This is a genomic window from Serratia bockelmannii (genome assembly GCF_008011855.1).
In the GTDB taxonomy this organism is placed as follows: Bacteria; Pseudomonadota; Gammaproteobacteria; order Enterobacterales; family Enterobacteriaceae; genus Serratia; species Serratia bockelmannii.
In genome coordinates this window covers 732868-749492 of the sequence record NZ_VOUX01000033.1, presented here as the reverse complement: position 1 = coordinate 749492, position 16625 = coordinate 732868, and the positions used below count along the sequence as shown (strand labels likewise).

Below are 16625 nucleotides of genomic sequence, written 5' to 3'. Positions count from 1 at the left end.
GACTGATGCTGAAAAAATGGTTTATCGCGCTGTGCGTCGGGCTGGTGTGCTTGCCGGCGGCGGCGGAGCGCATCCGCGATCTGGTGACGGTGCAGGGCGTGCGAGACAACGCCCTGATCGGCTACGGCCTGGTGGTGGGGCTGGACGGTTCCGGCGACCAGACCATGCAGACGCCGTTCACCACCCAAAGCCTGAGCAACATGCTGTCGCAGCTGGGCATCACCGTGCCGCCGGGCACTAACATGCAGCTGAAAAACGTGGCGGCGGTGATGGTGACCGCCAAACTGCCGCCGTTCTCGCGCGCCGGGCAGAACATCGACGTGGTGGTTTCATCGATGGGCAACGCCAAGAGCCTGCGCGGCGGCACCTTGCTGATGACGCCGCTCAAAGGCGTGGATAACCAGGTCTATGCGCTGGCGCAGGGCAACGTGCTGGTCGGCGGCGCGGGCGCGGCGGCCGGCGGCAGCAGCGTGCAGGTCAACCAGCTGGCGGGCGGGCGCATCAGCAACGGCGCCACCATTGAGCGCGAGCTGCCGACCACCTTCGGCAGCGGCGGCGTACTCAACCTGCAGCTGAACGACGAAGACTTCACGCTGGCGCAGCAGATCAGCGACGCCATCAACCGCCAACGCGGCGGCGGCACCGCGACGCCGCTCGACGCCCGCACGATCCAGGTGCTGGTGCCGCAGGGCAACAGCTCTCAGGTGCGCTTCCTGGCGGAGATTCAAAACATCACCGTTAACGTCGGGGCGATGGACGCCAAAGTGATCATCAACTCGCGCACCGGGTCGGTGGTGATGAACCGCGATGTGATCCTCGATTCTTGCGCCGTCGCCCAGGGCAACCTGTCGGTGGTGGTCGATCGGCAGAACACCGTCAGCCAACCGACGACGCCGTTCGGCGGCGGCCAGACGGTGGTGACGCCAAACACCCAGATCTCGGTGCAACAGCAGGGCGGATCGCTGCAGAAGGTGAACGCCAGCGCCAACCTGAACAACGTCATTCGCGCGCTGAACGCGCTGGGCGCCACGCCGATCGATCTGATGTCGATCCTGCAGGCGATGCAGAGCGCCGGCTGCCTGCGCGCCAAGCTGGAAATCATCTGATGGCCGGCGATCTGATGGCAATGTCGGGTGCGGCCTATGACGCCCAGGCGCTGAACGGTCTGAAGCGCGATGCGGCGGCCGACCCGCAGGGCAACCTCAAGCAGGTGGCCCAGCAGGTAGAAGGCATGTTCGTGCAGATGATGCTGAAAAGCATGCGATCCGCCTTGCCGCAGGACGGGGTATTGAGCAGCGATCAAACGCGGCTCTATACCTCGATGTACGACCAGCAAATCGCTCAGCAGATGTCGCAAAAAGGGCTGGGGCTGGCCGACATGATGGTCAAGCAGATGAGCAACGCCAACGCGGTGCCGAGTGAAACGGCGGGCCTGTCGCCGATGGCGCTGGACAACGAGGTGCTGCAAACGCTGCCGAACCAGGCGCTGGAGCAGATGGTGCGCCGCGCGATGCCGAAAGCCCCGCCGGCCGCCGCGCCACTGTCGCTCAACAACGGCAACTTCGTCGCTCGCCTGTCGATCCCGGCGAAGGTCGCCAGCCAGCAGAGCGGCATTCCGCATCAGCTGATCGTCGCGCAGGCGGCGCTGGAGTCCGGCTGGGGGCAGCGCGAGATCCCGACCTCAGACGGCACGCCGAGCTACAACCTGTTCGGCATCAAGGCCGGCGGCAGCTGGAACGGGCCGGTGACGGAGATCACCACCACCGAGTTCGAACAGGGCGCGGCGAAGAAGGTGAAGGCGAAGTTCCGCGTCTACGGTTCGTATGTCGAAGCGATTGCCGACTACGTCAAACTGCTGACCAACAACCCGCGCTATGCCGACGTGGCCGCCGCGCGCAGCCCGGAGCAGGCGGCGCATGCGCTGCAACGCGCCGGGTACGCCACCGATCCGCAGTACGCTAGCAAACTGGTCAGCGTGATTCAGCAGATGAAGAGCGCGGGGGAACAGGCGGTGAAAGCTTACACCCACGATCTGAAAGATTTGTTCTAAATCCCCGTCATTCTTGACGCCGCAGCGGCGTTGACTGCACAAGCTCGCCCCGGTCACTTGGCTTAACCAAGCGCCCGGGGACGCCCTTGCTTGTCGCCTTGCTGCGACGCCAATTATTTAGGGGATAGGCGGTAACGAAGGCTAGCTGGATGCTGACCGCGTTGCCGCTTTTTTTCCTCAAGTTCTTCTCATTTTGGCCGATAACCGAAACAGGCTGAGCGAACAGGCTCAGCAGCTCAATTAAGAACCCTGTGGGCCACCGGCGCCGCAGCATAAGGAATTCCGATGTCCAATAGCTTAATCAATACCGCGATGAGCGGGCTGAATGCGGCTCAGGTGGCGCTCAGTACCGTCAGCAACAACATCTCCAACTACAACGTGGCGGGCTACAACCGCCAGACCGCGATCCTGGCGCAGAACGGCGGCATGGCCACCATGAGCGGCTTTATCGGCAACGGCGTGACCGTCACCAGCGTTAACCGCGAGTACAACCAGTTCATCACCAACCAGCTGCGCGGCGCACAAAGCGCGTTCGGGGCGCAGAACGCCTATTACGAGAAGATTTCGCAGATCGACAATCTGTTGGCGAGCAAGACCAACCCGCTGTCGACCAACATGCAGGATTTCTTTACCAACCTGCAGAACCTGGTGAGCAACGCCGGTGACGACGCCGCGCGCCAGACGGTGCTGGGCAAGGCCAACGGCCTGGTGAACCAGTTCAACAACACCGATAAATTCCTGCGCGACATGGACAACGGCGTTAATCAGCAGATCAGCGATACGGCGCAGCAGATCAACAGCTACGGCCAGCAGATCGCGAAGCTGAACGATGAGATCACCCGTTTGCGCGGCAGCGCCGGCGGCGAACCGAATGCGTTGCTGGATCAGCGCGATCAGTTGGTCACCGAATTGAACCAACTGGTGGGCGTACAGGTCACGCAACAGGACGGCGACGCCTATACCGTCTCCTTCGCCAACGGCTTGACGCTGGTGCAGGGCAGCAATACGTATCAGGTGGAAGCCGTGCCTTCCAGCAGCGATCCTTCCCGTCTGACTATCGGCTATAACCGCGGCAACGGCGCCAGCGAAGTGCCGGAAGGCCAGATCACCAGCGGCACGCTGAGCGGCGTGCTGAAATTCCGCAGCGAAACGCTGGACGGCGTGCGCAATCAGCTGGGCCAGTTGGCGCTGGCGATGGCGGACAGCTTTAACCAACAGCATCGCGCCGGCTTCGATCTGAACGGTGACGCAGGCGGCGACTTCTTCAGCTTCAGCGGTGGCCGGGTGGTGGATAACACCCGCAACACCGGCGACGCGTCGCTGTCGGTTTCTTACACCGATACCGGCAAGGTGAAGGCTAACGATTATCGCGTTGAGTTCGACGGCAGCAACTGGCAGGTCAGCCGCCTGCCGGACAATGTGAAAGTCAACGCCACGCCGGGCACCAGCGCCGACGGCAAACCGACGCTGAACTTCGACGGGTTGGAAGTGAGCATCGACGGCAATGCGCAGGCCAAAGACAGCTTCACCGTGAAGCCGGTCAGCGACGTGGCGGGCAACCTGAAAGTGGCCATCACCGATTCGTCCAAGATCGCCGCCGCCGGTAAAGACGACAGCGGCCGCGGCGATAACGAGAACGCCAAGAAGCTGCTGGATCTGCAAACCAAAAACCTGGTGGACGGCAAGGCGACCCTGAGCGGCGCTTACGCCGGCATCGTCAGCGGCGTCGGCAACCAGACCGCCGCCGCCAAGGCCATCGCTACCTCGCAGGCCAAAATCGTCACGCAGCTGGGCGCGCAACAGCAGTCGATGTCCGGCGTCAACCTTGACGAAGAGTACGGTGAACTGCTGCGTTTTCAGCAGTACTACATGGCCAACGCGCAGGTGATTCAGACCGCCAGCTCGCTGTTCGACGCGCTGCTGAATATTCGTTGATTTCATTGTTAATCGGCGCCGATAACGGCGCCGGTCGCTCAGAGTAAGGAACCCACAGCATGCGCATGAGCACCAGCATGATGTACCAACAGAACATGAACGGCATCACGGGCAACCAGTCGCTGTTCATGAAGGCGGCCGAGCAGCTTTCCTCGGGCAAGCGGGTGATCAACCCGTCCGACGATCCGCTGGCGGCGTCGCGCGCGGTGATGTTGTCGCAGTCGCAGGCGGAAAACAGCCAGTACACCCTGGCGCGCACCTTCGCCCGTCAGAACGTGTCGATGGAAGAAACGGTATTGGCCGGCGCGACCTCCACCATCGCGGATATGAAGGCGTTGATCGTCAACGCCGGCGGCACCGAAAGCGATAACGATCGCCAGTCGCTGGCCACCCAACTGCAGGGGCTGAAAGATCAGCTGCTGAACCAGGCCAACAGCACCGACGGCAACGGCCGCTATATGTTCGGCGGATACGTGAACGACAAGGCGCCGTTCGTCGATAACGGCGGCACCGTCAGTTATCAGGGCGGGGACAAGACGGTTCAGCAGAAAGTGGACGCCAACCGCACCATGACCATCGGCCATACCGGCAACGCGGTGTTCATGTCGTTGACCAGCAATCCGAAGCCCGAGCCGGACGGCAGCGCGCCGGTCAGCAACGTATTCGAGAGCATCGATATTGCGCTGAACGCGTTGAAAACCCCGCTGCAGGGCGCCGATGAGGCCACCAAGCAGCAGGTGAACGATGCCTTGGCGAAAGCCAACCGCGGTCTGGACAACTCCTACAACAACGTGTTGAGCGTGCGCGCCGAGCTGGGCAGTCAGCTGCAGGAAATGGATCAGCTGGACAGCATCGGTAAAGAGCGTGACATGACCAACCAGATCCAGATGAGCGCGTTGACGGATGCCGATCTGGCCGAGTCTATCTCGTCTTATTTCATGCAGCAGGCAGCGCTGCAGGCGTCGTATAAAACCTTCAGCGATATGCAGGGCATGTCGCTGTTCCAGATGAATCGTTAAGAGCAATACCCCGTTGCCTGACCGCGACGGGTTTCCCTTTAGTGCGCTTAGAAAATGCCTTCTCCGTCTCGCGGGGAGGGAGGCTTCTTGAAACCGGGTGCACTCGTTTGGCGCGTCGCTCGTTCTCCCACTACTGACTGAGTGACGCGCCTTTTTTTCATCAGGAAAGAAATAATACGATTGTCACCCCTGTTTAATGCGCAATGGCATTATTGAAATCAGTGGCGGAATAATCGCGATGGATATTATTTTCCTGACGATAAATAGCGCTGCTATTTCTTTTTCTTCTCCACTTTCCATTTTCCGCCGTCGGCCGTCTCGGTAAACGAAACTCTAAATTTGTTGCTTTTCCAGTGGGTCAAACCGAATAACCGGCGTGCTTTGCGGTTGCTTTTCGCTTTAATCATGAACTCGCTCCTGTGGTTAGCAAAGGTCGATGCTGCGCCCTGCAGCCGGTAGGCGCCGGACGCATTTATTCAGGGTGTAAGTTATCTGTCGCGCATTTTACCCTGCGTGACTGCGTTATTTTTTATTTCCAATTGGGAGTCAGCGTTTTTATCGCCGCTGATGGCTAGCGTGGTACAAGCGATATTTCTGTTGCCGGGTCTATTCTAGGTCGGGGTTTTATTTATTCAAGCCGCCGGAGACATTTGAACCTTAATCCGGATAAAAGGCGTTTCTCAGGCTTTTGTCCCAAGAAAGCGTTTTTATTGCCATTTTGTCTCAGGCAGATAAGGGGGAAAGGGAGGGGCGTTGCAGGGGCTTAGAAGGTCATGCCGCCGATTACCGCCGCCAGTCGATCGAAGATTTCACCGAACAGATGTTCACAGAACGGCGCCAGCATCGGCATCATCATACCCAGCGTCATGATGCCGAAGGTCATGGTGACCGGGAAACCGATCACGAAGACCGACAGCTGCGGTGTCATGCGATTGAGCAGGCCGAGCGCCATGTTCAGCGTCAACAGCAGGCAGATCAGCGGCAGCGCCAGCATCATGCCGTTGATGAAAATCAGCGAGCCAACCTGGGTCAACACCAGGAAGCCATTGCCGTTCAGCGGCTGCGTTTGGATAGGCAGGGTATGGAAGCTGTCCGCCAGCAGTGAAATCAGCCACAGATGGCCGTCGAAGCTGAGGAACAGCAGCATCGCCAGCAGGTTAAGCAGGCGCGCCAGCACCGGCATGTTCGGGCCGCCGCTGGGATCGAAGAAGGTGGCGAACGACAGGCCCATCTGCATGCCGATCACTTCGCCCGCCAGGCGCACCGCCGCGAAGGCGAACTGCATGGTCAATCCCAGCGCCACGCCGATCAGAATCTGTTGAACCGCCAGCCACAGGCCGGCGGCGGAGAAGATCGGGATATTGCTGGCGGGCAGCGTCGGCGCGATCAGGATGACGATCAGCCCGCCAAGGCCGATTTTGACCTTTTTGCTGATTTGTTTTTCGCTGAATATCGGCGCGGTGCTGATCAGCGCCAGAATGCGCAGCAGCGGCCAAAAATAGTGGCTGAGCCAGACGGTGAGCTGGGCGCTGTCGAAGGTGAGCACGGTCAGCCGATCAGGGTGGGCAGGTTGCTGAACAGAGTGCGCATGTAGTCCAGCAACAGATTCAACATCCAGGGACCGGCGATGATGATGGTGGCCACCACCGCCAGAATTTTAGGGATGAACGACAGCGTCATTTCGTTGATCTGGGTGGCGGCCTGCAGCAGGCTGACGACCAGGCCGCTGATCAGCGCCGCCAGCAGCAGCGGGGCGGCCAGCGCCAGCGCGACTTTCATCGCTTCGGTGCCGAGCGCCATAACCGATTCAGGTGTCATCTCGCGTTCTCCGGTCAGGGGTTACGAATAGAAGCTCTGCGCCAGCGAGCCGAGCAGCAGCTGCCAGCCATCGACCAGCACGAACAGCATCAGCTTGAACGGCAGCGAGATGGTGGCGGGCGGCACCATCATCATCCCCAGCGCCATCAGCACGCTGGCGACCACCAGGTCGATAATCAGGAACGGAATGAACACCGTAAAGCCGATCTGGAAGGCGGTTTTCAGTTCGCTGGTGACGTAGGCGGGCAGCAGGATGCGCATCGGCACCGCCTCAGGGCCGGCCAGCGGCGGCTGATTGGCCAGTCTGGCGTACAGCGCGAGATCGGTTTCGCGCGTTTGGCGCAGCATGAATTCGCGCAGCGGCTGCGCGCCTTTATCCAGCGCGACTTCCAGCCCGATTTTGTCCTGGCTGAACGGCAGGTAGGCGTCCTGATAAACCTTGTCGAACACCGGCGACATGATGAAGAAGGTCAGGAACAACGCCAGCCCCAGCATCACCTGGTTCGGCGGCGCCGAAGGCGTGCCCAGCGCGTTGCGCAGCAGGCCGAGCACGATGATGATGCGGGTGAAGCTGGTCATCATCAGCAGCATGGCCGGCAGGAAGGTCAGCGAGGTCAACAGAACCAGCGTCTGCACCGGCAGCGACCAGCTTTGGCCGCCATTGGCCAGCGGCTGACTGATCAGCCCCGGCAGTTGTGCCAAAGCCGCCGGGCTGATGAACAGCAGGGCGGCAGGGAGCCAAACCGCCGGACGGCGGACGAGGGTATGAAGAGTCGAGGTCATGCCGATTTTTCCGGGCGTTTCAGAACTTTTTGCATCAGTTGGCGGAAGTCCGCCGGCGTCGCCACGTCGGCCGCGCCCTCGTCTTTCGGCGGGGCGGGCAGGGTGTGCAGCGGGGTGATCTGCTGGGCGGTGACGCCCAGTACCAGCAAGGTGTCATCGACTTCCACCACCACCACGCGCTCGCGCTGCCCGACCTGGCAACTGGCGCGCAGGTTGAGCAGTTTGTTGTTGCGCGCCTGCGGGGCGAAACCCAGCCGACGGAACAGCCAACCGGCCAGCAGGATCAGCAGCAGAATGCCGCCGAGCGCGCTGCTGACCTGCATCAACACCGAACCGGCCGGCAGGGCCGGCGCGGCGGGGGATTGGCTGCTTTGAACGGTTACGGGCGCCGCAACGGTCATCAGCGGCTCAGTCGACGCATGCGTTCGGACGGGGTGATAATGTCGGTGATGCGCACACCGAACTTGTCGGCCACCACCACCACTTCACCTTGTGCGATCAGGTAACCGTTGATCAGGATGTCCAGCGGCTCGCCGGCCAGGCCGTCCAGCGCCACCACCGAGCCTTGCGACAGGCGCAGCAGCTCTTTGATGGTCATCTTGGTGCGCCCCAGTTCCACGGTCAGCTTGACCGGAATATCCAGGATCAGGTCGATATCCTGCAGGCTGCCGAGCGCATCCTGAGCTTCCAGCGACTTGAACACCCCTTCGGTGCTCGCGCCGGATTTCTCTGTCGACTGCTGCTCGTTAAACGCATCAGCCCACAGATCGTCTACGGATTCCTTTCCTTCGCCAGACGGTTGCTTAGGATCACTCATTGGGCTGTTCCTCACTCAGAGCATTCAAAATAGGGTTAATCAAATGTTCAACACGCAGGGCATATTGCCCGTTTAACGTGCCGTATTGGCTGGTCAGAACCGGTACGCCGTCCACATGGGCGATCAGGCGTTCCGGCTTGTCTATCGGTAATACATCGCCCGGTTGCAGCTTCAGGACTTTCGACAGCCGCATCGGGATATCGACGAAGTTGGCGATCAGCTCCAGTTCGGAGTGCTGCACCTGCTTCACCAGCGTTTCGCGCCAGTGGCTGTCTTCCTGCCGCGAATTTTCCAGCGGCGGGTTGGTCAACAGCTCGCGCAGCGGTTCGATCATCGCGAACGGAATGCAGATGTTGAACTCGCCGGTCAGCGCGCCGATCTCTACCTGGAACGGCGTGGTGACCACGATGTCGTTCGGCGAGGTGGTGATGTTGGTGAACTTCACCTGCATTTCGGCACGCACGTACTCCACGTCGATCTTGTAGATGGCGCTCCAGGCGTCGCCATAGGCGTCCAGCGCCAGGCGCAGCATGCGTTTGATCACCCGCTGTTCGGTCGGGGTGAATTCGCGGCCTTCGACTTTGGTCGGGAAGCGGCCGTCGCCGCCGAACAGGTTGTCGACGGCGATGAACACCAGACTCGGCGCGAACACGAACAGGGCAGTGCCGCGCAGCGGATTCAAATGCACCAGGTTCAGGTTGGTCGGCACCGGCAGGTTGCGGGCGAACTCGTGATACGGCTGGATTTTGATCGGGCCGACGGTAATGTCCGGGCTGCGGCGCAGCAGGTTGAACAACCCCATGCGGAACTGCCGGGCAAAACGTTCGTTGATGATTTCCAGCGCGTGCAGGCGCTCGCGCACCACGCGGCGCTGGGTGTTCGGATCGTAAGGCTTAACCTCGCTCTCTTTGCCGACTATCGCTTCGGGTTCATCACCCGCGCTGTCGCCGTTGAGCAAGGCGTCGATCTCTGCCTGTGAAAGAATGCTATCGCCCATAGTGATTACCGCAGTATGAAGGCGGTGAACAGCACGTCGCTGACCACCTGCTTCGGTTGTCCCTTAACCAGCGGCGGGCTGAGCACGTCCTTAATCTGCGCCACCAGCTGTTGCTTCCCTTGTTCATTGGCCAGCTGGCCCGCTTCCTGACGGGAGAGCAGCATCAGCAAGCGGCTGCGCACTTCCGGCAGAAAATCGTTCAGCTGACGGCGGGTACTTTCGTCCGGCAGACGCAGCGTGAGGCCGATATACAGCACGCGATCCGGGTTGTTGTCCGGCGTCACCAGGTTGACGGTAAAGGTGTCGAGCGGCATGAACACCGGCGCGGCCGGCGGTTGCTGTTTGACGGCGGCCGGTTCGGCGCCGTTTTTATGCTGTTGCAGCAGCCACCAGCTGTAGCCCGCGGCGCCACAGGCGACGACGCTGATCAATACCAGCAGGATGACCAGAAGGGAGCGTTTCGGTGCTGCCGGAAGGGTGTTCTGAGACATAGCCAAATCTAATTCCTGTTGTTCCACCCGCAGCCTGCGAGGCGGCGGGCATGGCGCGCGGCAAAGCCGCACGCATGACATGTAAAGGTATTATCGCGTCTATCACGGCGTGCAATAGCCTGAATAGACGCGCAAATGGGTGCCAGCTTGGGCGTTTGCGGCGGCTCAGGCGAAAATATCGACGCCGTTGACCGCACTGGCCATGCGCTGCAGCGCCACCGGCGCGCTGACGCCGTCGGCGGCCGCAGCCTCACCGCCAGCATGTTCAGCATAGCTGGAACGCCCCTGGCCGTTGGACGCCTGCTGCTGCCCCTGTTGCCATTGCGGGGTGGACTCGCCGCCCACGCTGCTTTGCCCCAGGTTGATGCCGCTCTCCGCCAGCGCGTGACGCAGCTGCGGCATCGCTGCTTCCACCGCCGCGCGCACCTGACCGTGGGCGGAGGCAATGTGCAATTGCGCCTGCTGATCGTCCAGTTTCAGCGTGATCTGCAAGGCGCCCAGCTCCTGCGGGTGCAGGCGCAGCTCGGCACTTTGCTGGCCGTTGCGGTGGAACATCAGCACCTGTTGGTTCAACGCCTGCTGCCATTCCGGGCTGCCCAGCTGCGCGTTGAGCTGCGGCGTAGGCGGTGCGGTCACCAGTGCGCTGGCCGGTGCGGCCGTTTGCGTTGGGCTGGCGGTGGCCAGGGCGACGGCATGGTTGAGCGTCGGTTGCTGCTGCGCATCGCTCGCCGGCAGCGGCTGTGCGGTACTTGCGCGCTCACCGCTGGTCGGTTGCGGGAGCGCCGCCTTGGCATTATCGTCGCCGGTGGCCGGCGTTTTCGCCCCTGTCAGCGACGGAGCAGGGGATGCCGATGAACGCGCGGCGGTTTTATCACCGGCCGCCGCAATGTTCAGCAGGCCATTGCCGGGCAGCAGTGCAGTCGCCTCGTCAGCGTTTTCCACCGGCAGCGAACGTTGGCCTTCGGTCGGTTGCGCCTGGGCGACGAGCGCGGCCGGCAGCATGGCGTACAGCGCCTGCAGCGTTGCGGCATCCAGCTCTTTGGCGGCGGCGATCGGTGGTTGCGCCGGTTTGTCGCCGGCGGTGGGTGCCTCGGCTTCGGCGCCTTCAGGTGAAAGCGCATCGGCTGGGGTGGCCGGGTTCTGCAGCAGGCCGCCGCGCTCGCCGAAGGTGGCTAGCAGTTGATTGAGCTGGTTGCGGCTCAGGGCCGGGGCGCATTCCTCGTCCGCGCTCAGCGCGACCGGCGGCTGTTTGCCATCGGCGGCGGGCGCGAAACGTGCGCCGAGCAGCTGGGCGAAGGCCGACGACAACTGGCTCTCATCCAGCGCCGACGTCAGTTCGGCCAGGCCGCCGGCGTCGCCGGGTAAGGCCAGGCCGGGCAGGGCGTTCAGATTCATGGGTTGATATTCCTTTGTGCACTGCGTTGAGCGAACTCATCCATCAGTTTTTGATCCCGTTTGTTCTCCTGCTGCTGCTCCGCATTTAAGGCGCGGGTATGCAGGGTCTCGAAAGCGTTCAGCCGCTGTTGTTTGTCTTGCCATTGCTTCACCGCATGATCCACTTTCTGCCCCCACTGCAGCAGCTGCTGGCGGTGCTGGTCGATGGCCTGTTCCAGCGTGCCGATAAACTGCTGGTAGTTTTGCCAGCTAGAGCTGTCCATGCCGTCGCAAAGTGTATGATTCAGCTTCTGGCGGTATTCGTCCTGATAGTTGAGCAGCATCGACAGCTGTTGCTCTGCCGCCTGCTGCGCCTGCCGTACCTGGCCCAGCTGTTGCGCGGCCTGTTCCACCGCATCCTGCGCCAGATCTCGCAGGGTAATCAGGGGAGATTGTGATTTCATCGCTGTGCGCCTCTGGTGACGTTAAACAATCAACTGCTGCAGCTGTTGACAGGCTTCATCGTAGCCGCTGCGTTCAAAGATGCCCTGTTGCAGGTACGCTTCCATCTGCGGGTACAGCGTCATCGCTTTGTCCAGCAACGGATCGCTGCCGGCCGCGTAGGCGCCGACGCTGATCAGATCGCGGTTGCGCTGATAGCTGGCCAGCATCTGCTTGAAGGTGCGTACCCGGCGATAATGCTCTTCGTCGATCAGCGACGTCATGGCGCGGCTGATTGACGCTTCGATGTCGATAGCCGGGTAATGGCCGGCTTCCGCCAGGCGCCGGGACAGCACCACGTGGCCGTCGAGGATGGCGCGCGCCGAGTCGGCGATCGGGTCTTGCTGATCGTCCCCTTCGGTCAACACGGTGTAGAAGGCGGTAATGGAACCGCCGCCGCTGATGCCGTTGCCCGCGCGTTCCACCAGCGCAGGCAGTTTGGCGAAGACCGAAGGCGGATAGCCTTTGGTCGCCGGCGGTTCGCCGATGGCCAGGGCGATCTCACGCTGCGCCATGGCGTAGCGGGTAAGGGAGTCCATGATCAGCAACACGTGCTGCCCGCGATCGCGGAAATCTTCGGCGATGCGGGTGGCGTAGGCCGCCCCCTGCATGCGCAGCAACGGCGATACGTCCGCCGGCGCAGCGATCACCACCGAGCGCGCCCGGCCTTCGGCACCGAGAATGTTCTCGATAAAGTCTTTGACCTCGCGGCCGCGCTCGCCGATCAGGCCAACGACGATCACATCTGCCTGGGTATAACGGGCCATCATGCCGAGCAACACGCTCTTGCCGACGCCGGAACCGGCGAACAGGCCCATGCGCTGGCCGCGACCGACGGTCAGCAGACCGTTGATGGTGCGCACCCCCACGTCCAGCACCTGCTCGATCGGCGTGCGCTGCAAGGGGTTGAACGGCGCGGTGATCAGCGGCGCGCGGTAACCGGTTTCCGGTGAAGGCAGGCCGTCGAGCGGTTTGGCGCTGCCGTCCAGCACCCGTCCCAACAGGGCTGGGCCGAGCGGCAGCTGTTTGCCGGCGCTTTGGCCTTCCGGCGCGATGCGGGCGTAAACCCGCGCGCCCGGCACGATGCCTTCGACTTCTTCCAGCGGCATCAGGAACAGCCGCTGGCCGTTGAAGCCGACCACTTCGCTTTCCACTTCCTGCACTTCACCGGCGTCGTGCCGTTCGATGAGGCAGGTCGCGCCGAGCGGCAGCTGCAGGCCGGTAGCCTCCAGCACCAGCCCGGTGGCGCGGGTCAGGCGGCCGTAGCGGCGCACCGTCGGCGCGCGGGCGATGCGTTTTTCCAGCGTATCCAGAGAACTCAGCCAGCGGCCGAGACGCGCGGTCATCAGACTTCTCCCGGTGCCGCCAGGCGGCACAGTTCATGCCAGCGCGTCGCCAGGCTGGCGTCGAGATCGCCTTCCTCGGCGCTGACCTTGCAGCCGCCCGGATGCAGTTCGCCGTCCGCCAAAAGGCGCCAGCCGTGCAGGCTGAGGGTAACCCCCAACTGTTGCTCGACGCGGGGGTAGTCGTCCGGGTGGACCCGCAGCTGCGGCTTACCGTTGAACATCGGCTCCTGCTGGATCAGCTGTTGGATCTGCGCGAGCAGGGCGGTGCCGTCGCACACCGGCGGCTGGCCCAGCACCTGTTTGGCGGCGGTCAACGCCAGCTGCATCAACCGTGAAGCGATCACGCTGTCGAGCGCGTCCAGCGTGTGCTGGAATTCGGTAACCAACTGCTGCCAGTGGGCGGTCAGCGGCTGTTGCTGCTGCTGCGCTTCCAGCAGCCCTTGCTGACGGCCTTCTTCCAGACCGGACTGAAAACCGGCTTCATAGCCTTTTTGCTGGCCGTCGGCATAGCCCAACTGCTGGCCCTGTTGCTCAGCCTGCAGCCGCAGCGTCGCCAGCTGCTGTTGCAATTCGGCCTGCGCGTCCGGCGACGGATCGCTTTGTTCGAGATCCGGCAGCGGCGGCAGGTCGAACGCCGGTTTCTGTTCACCCAAATCGTTGAGCGACCAGGGCTGCCAGGGCAGGGTGTTAATGCGATCAGACATAGGTGTCCTCGCCGCCGCCAATGATCATTTCGCCGGTTTCCGCCAGGCGTCTTACTACCAACAGGATGGCTTTCTGCTCGTTCTCCACCTGCGACATGCGCACCGGCCCACGGTTGGCCAGATCGTCGCGCAGGATGTCGGCGGCGCGTTGCGACATGTTCTTGAGGAACTTCTCGCGCAGCGGCTGTTCGGCGCCTTTCAATGCGATCAGCAGCGACTCGCCTTCCACTTCCTGCAGCAGACGCTGGATGCTGCGATCGTCGACTTCCACCAGGTTTTCGAACAGGAACATCTCGTCGATGATCTTCTGCGCCAGCTCGCCGTCGTATTCGCGCATCGCGTCGATGACCGCTTCTTCCTGCTGGGTTTTCATCAGGTTGATGATCTCGGCGGCGGTGCGCACCCCGCCCATTTTGCTGCGCTTGAGGTTCTGGCCGTCGAGCAGGTTGTTCAGCACTTCGGTCAGCTCCGCCAACGCCGCCGGCTGCACGCCGCCGAAGGTGGCGATACGCAGCATCACGTCGTTGCGCAGACGTTCGTCGAACAGGGCCAGGATATCCGCCGCCTGGCCGCGTTTGAGGTGCACCAGAATAGTGGCGATGATCTGCGGGTGTTCGTCGCGGATCAGATCGGCAGCGCTCTGCGGCTCCATAAAGTTGAGCGTTTCCATGCCGGTGGTGGTCTCGCGCGATTCGAGAATGTCTTCCAGCAGGCTGGCGGCGCGCTCTTCGCCCAGGGCCTTGACCAGCACCGAGCGCAGATAGTCGCTGGCGTTGACGCTCAGCGCCGCGTATTGCTCGGCGTCGTCTTCAAACTCGGTCAGTACTTCGCCGAGCTGTTTGTGCGAAACCTGGCTCATGCCGGCCATGGTGCCGCTCAGCAGCTGTACTTCGCGCGAGGAGAGGTGCTTGAACACCTCCGCCGCGCGATCTTCACCCAGCGTCATCAGCAAGATGGCGCTTTTGTCGGTTCCGGTCAGGCTCATATCTCGTTACTCATCCATTGGCGGATTACCAGAGCGACCACGCGTGGGTCTTTATCAGCCAGATCGCGGATCCGCTGGCTCTGGACTTCTGCGCTGACGCGCTGCTGCGATTTACGACGCTGCGCCAGCTCCTCGTTGCTCGGTTTGCCGCTGTCGGCCGGTTTGGCGGCAGGGGCATTGGCGGCGGCGATGGCGGCCTGTTGCGCCGCCTGGCGCTGTTGCAGCTGTGGCCGCACCAGTTTGCGCCACAGCAGCCAGGCCACCAGCAGCACCAGCAGATAGCGGCCCGCGTCGATCAGGCGATCGATAAACGACTGGCTTTGCCAGAACGGCAGTTCGCCACCGGTCACCTGACTGTCGGTAAACGGCGTGTTGACCACGTTCAGGGTATCGCCACGGCTGCTGGAGTAGCCCATCGCTTCACGCACCAGCGCTTCGATCTGCGCCAACTGCTCTTTGCTCATCGGCTGCGGTTTGCCGTCTTTATCTACGCCGAGGTAGTTGACTACCACGGCGACCGACAGACGCTGCACGGTGCCGGCTTTTTGCTGGGTGTGGCGAATGGTGCGGTCGAGTTCGTAGTTGGTGGTCGCGTCGCGACGGGTATTTTGCGGTACGCCGTTGGCCGCCGCGCTGCGGGTGGTTGCGGCGTTTTGCGCGGTGGCATTGTTGCCTGCGGCGTTGGCCGGCTTGGCGGTCTCAATCGGCGCGGTGGCCGGTGCGCTTGGCTGATTGGACAGCGCGCCTGGCACGCCGCCCACCTGTGGCCCGCCGATCTGCTCGCTCAGGCTGGTTTGCTGAGAGCGAATAGCGGCTTTGTCAGGCTGTTGGTTAGGTTGGTACTGTTCATCGGTTTGTTCGCGCGTGGCGAAGTCGATCTGCGCCGTGACCTGCGCGCGCACGTTGGCGCTGCCGACCACCGGGGCGAGGATCGCCTCGATGCGGCGCTGGAAGCCATTTTCCACTTCGTTGGCGTATTTCAGCTGCGAGGCGTTGAGATCGCGCCCGGTGCCGTCGGACTGCGTCAGCAGGCGGCCAGCCTGGTCGACCACGGTCACGTTGCCCGGCGGCAGGCCGGCGACGCTGCTCGACACCATATAAACGATGGCGTTGATCTGGCCGTCGTCCAGCGCACGGCCGGGTTGCAGGGTCAGCGTCACCGACGCGGAAGGGGATTTCTGTTCGCGTACGAACAGCGAAGGTTTCGGCAACGCCAGGTGAACGCGGGCGTTTTGCACCGGCCCCAGCGACTCGATGGTGCGCGACAGCTCGCCTTCAAGGGCGCGCTGATAGTTGATCTGCTCGCTGAACTGGCTGATGCCGAATTTTTCCTGATCCAGCAGTTCGAAACCGACGGCGCCGCCTTTCGGCAGCCCTTGCTGCGCGAGGCGCAGACGGGTTTCATGCACTTTTTCCGCCGGGATCAGCAGCGCTGCGCCATTTTCGGCAAAGCGATAAGGGATATTCATCTGCGTCAGCTGGGTGACGATGGCGCCGCCGTCGCGGTCGTTCAGATTGCTGTACAGCACGCGGTAGTCGGGGCTTTTCACCCACAACAGCAGCGCGACGACGATCGCGATCGCGGCGGAAGCGGCGACCAGCAACGGAATTTTCGGGTTGGCGCGCAGACGATTCCAGATGGCTTGCAGGCCGTTGTCGCGGCTTTCGCCGGCGGTTATCGAAGCACTCATTTTAGGTCTCGTCCTTCAATGGCGCTCACGATCCCGTATGGGCCGCTGAGCAGCTCCCTGCCAGGCTGATGAACGGTATGGTTAGCGTTGTGTGACAAAACAGACTCCCTGATA

The 16625-nt window shown here is 62.2% G+C and carries 18 protein-coding genes; 4 read left to right on the top strand and 14 right to left on the bottom strand.

The window, feature by feature from the left end:
* Nucleotides 1-5 precede the first annotated feature (5 nt).
* The 4 genes from FOT55_RS20090 (at nt 6) to flgL (ending at nt 5004) form a co-directional block, all read left to right on the top strand.
* Entirely contained in the window at nt 6-1106 is a 1101-nt protein-coding gene (locus FOT55_RS20090) for a flagellar basal body P-ring protein FlgI (RefSeq protein WP_004934816.1), read from the top strand.
* Complete coding sequence (flgJ, locus tag FOT55_RS20085) at nt 1106-2050, top strand: flagellar assembly peptidoglycan hydrolase FlgJ (RefSeq protein ID WP_004934815.1); 945 nt, start codon at nt 1106-1108, stop codon at nt 2048-2050. Before FOT55_RS20090 ends, flgJ begins: the two co-directional genes overlap by 1 nt.
* 285 nt (nt 2051-2335) lie before the next feature.
* The gene (gene flgK, locus FOT55_RS20080) at nt 2336-3985 is read left to right on the top strand and encodes a flagellar hook-associated protein FlgK (protein WP_033643519.1); all 1650 of its coding nucleotides are present in this window, start codon (nt 2336-2338) and stop codon (nt 3983-3985) included.
* Nucleotides 3986-4044: 59 nt separating this feature from the next.
* Complete coding sequence (flgL, locus tag FOT55_RS20075; RefSeq protein ID WP_016927302.1) at nt 4045-5004, top strand: flagellar hook-associated protein FlgL; 960 nt, start codon at nt 4045-4047, stop codon at nt 5002-5004.
* A gap of 272 nt (nt 5005-5276) precedes the next feature.
* Here the strand turns inward: flgL and sra are convergent, their stop codons facing one another.
* The 14 genes from sra to fliF form a co-directional block, all read right to left on the bottom strand.
* The gene (sra, locus tag FOT55_RS25485) at nt 5277-5411 is read right to left on the bottom strand and encodes a stationary-phase-induced ribosome-associated protein (RefSeq protein WP_087763075.1); all 135 of its coding nucleotides are present in this window, start codon (nt 5409-5411) and stop codon (nt 5277-5279) included.
* 356 nt (nt 5412-5767) lie between these two features.
* Nucleotides 5768-6550, bottom strand: coding sequence for a flagellar biosynthetic protein FliR (fliR, locus tag FOT55_RS20070; protein ID WP_043138626.1), 783 nt, complete (start codon nt 6548-6550; stop codon nt 5768-5770).
* A gap of 2 nt (nt 6551-6552) precedes the next feature.
* Nucleotides 6553-6822, bottom strand: coding sequence for a flagellar biosynthesis protein FliQ (gene fliQ, locus FOT55_RS20065; protein ID WP_004934803.1), 270 nt, complete (start codon nt 6820-6822; stop codon nt 6553-6555).
* A 21-nt stretch (nt 6823-6843) separates the two neighbouring features.
* Complete coding sequence (gene fliP, locus FOT55_RS20060; RefSeq protein ID WP_025303257.1) at nt 6844-7605, bottom strand: flagellar type III secretion system pore protein FliP; 762 nt, start codon at nt 7603-7605, stop codon at nt 6844-6846.
* Nucleotides 7602-8006: a flagellar biosynthetic protein FliO gene (fliO, locus tag FOT55_RS20055; RefSeq protein WP_025303256.1), complete on the bottom strand. Its 405-nt coding sequence runs from the start codon at nt 8004-8006 to the stop codon at nt 7602-7604. Before fliO ends, fliP begins: the two co-directional genes overlap by 4 nt.
* Nucleotides 8006-8422 carry a flagellar motor switch protein FliN gene (gene fliN, locus FOT55_RS20050; RefSeq protein ID WP_038876868.1) on the bottom strand — a complete coding sequence of 139 codons (417 nt, stop codon included), beginning with the start codon at nt 8420-8422 and terminating at the stop codon, nt 8006-8008. Before fliN ends, fliO begins: the two co-directional genes overlap by 1 nt.
* On the bottom strand, nt 8415-9419 hold the full coding sequence (gene fliM, locus FOT55_RS20045) for a flagellar motor switch protein FliM (protein WP_025303254.1): 1005 nt from the start codon (nt 9417-9419) through the stop codon (nt 8415-8417). The genes fliN and fliM overlap by 8 nt, the downstream gene beginning before the upstream one ends.
* Before the next feature lie 5 nt (nt 9420-9424).
* Nucleotides 9425-9910, bottom strand: a complete 486-nt coding sequence (gene fliL / locus FOT55_RS20040; RefSeq protein ID WP_025303253.1) for a flagellar basal body-associated protein FliL — start codon at nt 9908-9910, stop codon at nt 9425-9427.
* Between the two features lie 165 nt (nt 9911-10075).
* Nucleotides 10076-11305: a flagellar hook-length control protein FliK gene (locus tag FOT55_RS20035; protein ID WP_147823923.1), complete on the bottom strand. Its 1230-nt coding sequence runs from the start codon at nt 11303-11305 to the stop codon at nt 10076-10078.
* Nucleotides 11302-11748, bottom strand: a complete 447-nt coding sequence (gene fliJ, locus FOT55_RS20030) for a flagellar export protein FliJ (protein ID WP_043138615.1) — start codon at nt 11746-11748, stop codon at nt 11302-11304. The genes FOT55_RS20035 and fliJ overlap by 4 nt, the downstream gene beginning before the upstream one ends.
* A 21-nt stretch (nt 11749-11769) precedes the next feature.
* A complete protein-coding gene (gene fliI, locus FOT55_RS20025; RefSeq protein ID WP_004934781.1) occupies nt 11770-13131 on the bottom strand; it encodes a flagellar protein export ATPase FliI in 1362 nt (453 codons plus the stop codon).
* Nucleotides 13131-13835, bottom strand: a complete 705-nt coding sequence (gene fliH / locus FOT55_RS20020; protein WP_025303250.1) for a flagellar assembly protein FliH — start codon at nt 13833-13835, stop codon at nt 13131-13133. Before fliH ends, fliI begins: the two co-directional genes overlap by 1 nt.
* Nucleotides 13828-14820, bottom strand: coding sequence for a flagellar motor switch protein FliG (gene fliG / locus FOT55_RS20015; RefSeq protein WP_025303249.1), 993 nt, complete (start codon nt 14818-14820; stop codon nt 13828-13830). Before fliG ends, fliH begins: the two co-directional genes overlap by 8 nt.
* Nucleotides 14817-16511, bottom strand: a complete 1695-nt coding sequence (gene fliF, locus FOT55_RS20010) for a flagellar basal-body MS-ring/collar protein FliF (RefSeq protein ID WP_049204117.1) — start codon at nt 16509-16511, stop codon at nt 14817-14819. Before fliF ends, fliG begins: the two co-directional genes overlap by 4 nt.
* Nucleotides 16512-16625: the final 114 nt, after the last annotated feature.